This is a genomic window from Myroides injenensis M09-0166, assembly GCF_000246945.1.
Lineage (GTDB): Bacteria > Bacteroidota > Bacteroidia > Flavobacteriales > Flavobacteriaceae > Flavobacterium > Flavobacterium injenense.
Genome location: NZ_BAEX01000155.1, coordinates 1 through 2,237, shown reverse-complemented (window position 1 = coordinate 2,237; position 2,237 = coordinate 1). Strand labels below are relative to the sequence as shown.

2 protein-coding genes are annotated in these 2,237 nt (G+C 27.6%); both read left to right on the top strand.

The annotated features are described in order from the left end of the window. Window positions 1-865 precede the first annotated feature (865 nt). Window positions 866-1,210, top strand: a complete 345-nt coding sequence (locus RH98_RS14900; RefSeq protein ID WP_010257469.1) for a cupin domain-containing protein — start codon at window positions 866-868, stop codon at window positions 1,208-1,210. 81 nt (window positions 1,211-1,291) lie between these two features. Beyond that, on the top strand, window positions 1,292-2,230 hold the full coding sequence (locus tag RH98_RS14895) for a 3',5'-cyclic-nucleotide phosphodiesterase (protein ID WP_010257466.1): 939 nt from the start codon (window positions 1,292-1,294) through the stop codon (window positions 2,228-2,230). Window positions 2,231-2,237: the final 7 nt, after the last annotated feature.

The following is a 2,237-nucleotide window of genomic DNA, read 5'->3' as shown; positions in this document are numbered from 1 at the left end:
TTTTTGAACTGACAAAACTTTTTTTAAAATATTTCTATTTATTTTTTCAAGCCTTATCAAATCATCAATTATTACTGAAGCGGACTGCAAAGATAACACCTTATTTTAATTCCCTCCAAATTTATTTTTATTAAATTTCTCTGAAATTATAAGCGCTATTCTGCTTCTCAATTCTTGTTTATGATCGTCTGCCTCTAGAGCCGTAGATTACTTCTCTAATGCGGATGCAAAAGTAGCACCTTTTTCACTACTTCCAAACTTTTAATCCCTTATTTTTCTTCTAAATTCAACATTATTACTTAACTGTTTATTATTGATACTTTTACACAGTAAACTTTTTTTAGTTTTATTTTATTTATCTAGAAGAGTTGCACAACCTTGTGCTTTTTTATACTCTTAGTACAGTTAAATACTACAATTCATCAACAACAATCCCTGTTTTATTCTAGATTTATGGTGTCCATGGTGAGTCCATAATGACTCTATTAAAACAAGGGAAATTAATGGAGTCATTATACACTTATAATAGAGTAAGTATAGATGTACCGTATAGTAAACTTGGAAAAATACCCTTTTAGTTACCTTAAATAAGCATTGTACTTCTAACATTTTCTGTATTTACTCTTTTTTTAAATATCAAGACAAAAGCTTTCAAAGTGCAACTCATAAGGAGTTAGAGATACTAATTACGTTCAATACAGACAAAAATGAGACTTTTGATTATAAAACATACAAGCTATTATGTATTTTACTTTTAAATAATAGCAATAAAGTTGCTTTCATATCAGTTTTTATTGCTCTTATATACCTAAATAATGATCTTTAAATTGTAACTTTATAAGCAACAATTAAATACAGTTATATTATGCAAATTATAAATATTCTAAGCGATATAGTATATGGGGAGACAAAGCCTGCTATAAAAGTATTAATAGATACTACTTATATAAAAGAAATTAGAATTGTCTTTAAAATAGGACAAGAAATGAAACAACACAAAACTGACTATCCAATTGTTATACATATAATAGAAGGTAAAATAAATTTTGGTGTAGAGACTGAGCGTTTTTTATTAAATAAGGGTGATATTATTACTCTAGACGCAGGAGTTCCCCATGACTTAATTGCAGAAGAAGACTCAATAATACGTCTATCACTAAATAAAGCAGACAAAACAGAAAGGGTTAATCAACTTTTAAATCAATATTAATAAAACAAATACTTATTATTTTTGTTTGTAGTTCTGAGCATAACCTAAAATATATCTATTTTTGCGAATAAACATTTTAAAATGAAACGTATTTTACTAAGCTTTTTACTACTCAGCTCAAACATTATCCTAGCACAAAATATAGAAATCATCCCCCTTGGTGTGTATGGAGGTGGGGATGAGAGCAACTTATCTTCATATTTAGTAGGGAAAAAAGATGAACATTCTTATTTAGCATTAGATGCAGGAACTATACGTGCTGGAATTAATGAAGCAATTAAGGCAGGAACATTTACTACAAATACAAAAAACGTTTTACAAGATTATATAAAAGGATATTTTATTTCTCATGGTCATTTAGATCATTTATCTGGATTAATCATTAACTCCCCAGATGATATAAATAAACCAATCTATTCTTTGCCGTTTGTAATAGATATTCTAAAAAACAATTATTTCACTAATACCTCTTGGGCAAACTTTGGTAATGAAGGAGAAGTGCCAATAATAAATAAATATAAATATCAAAGAATTACACCAGGACATACTTTCCCTATAGAAGGCACAAAAATGTCAGCAGAAGTGTTTACTCTTAGTCATGTAAATCCTCAATTAAGTTCGGCATTATTAGTCAATGTCGAAAATAATTATGTTTTATACTTTGGAGACACAGGATCTGATAGAATTGAAAATGTAAATTACTTAGAACTTATATGGAATCGTATTTCCCCTCTAATAAAAGAAAAAAAATTAAAAGCAATTTTAATTGAAGTATCTTTTCCTAATAGTCAACCTGAAAACAAATTATTTGGTCATCTAACGCCTAAACTATTAAATGAAGAATTACAAAAATTATCTACCTTAACAGGAAAAGAAGCATTAGATAACTTTAATATAATAATTACACATCTAAAACCAGTAGAAGATCAAGTAGAAACAATCAAAAAAGAATTGCAAGATAATAATCCTTTACAACTGAATTACATCTTTCCTACTCAAGGTAAAAGAATTTCACTATAATAAAAAA

Excerpts from the sequence above, each read along its gene's own strand:
- RH98_RS14895 (WP_010257466.1), top strand. The coding sequence starts at position 1,292 with ATGAAACGTATTTTACTAAGCTTTTTACTACTCAGCTCAAACATTATC.
- RH98_RS14900 (WP_010257469.1), top strand. The coding sequence starts at position 866 with ATGCAAATTATAAATATTCTAAGCGATATAGTATATGGGGAGACAAAG.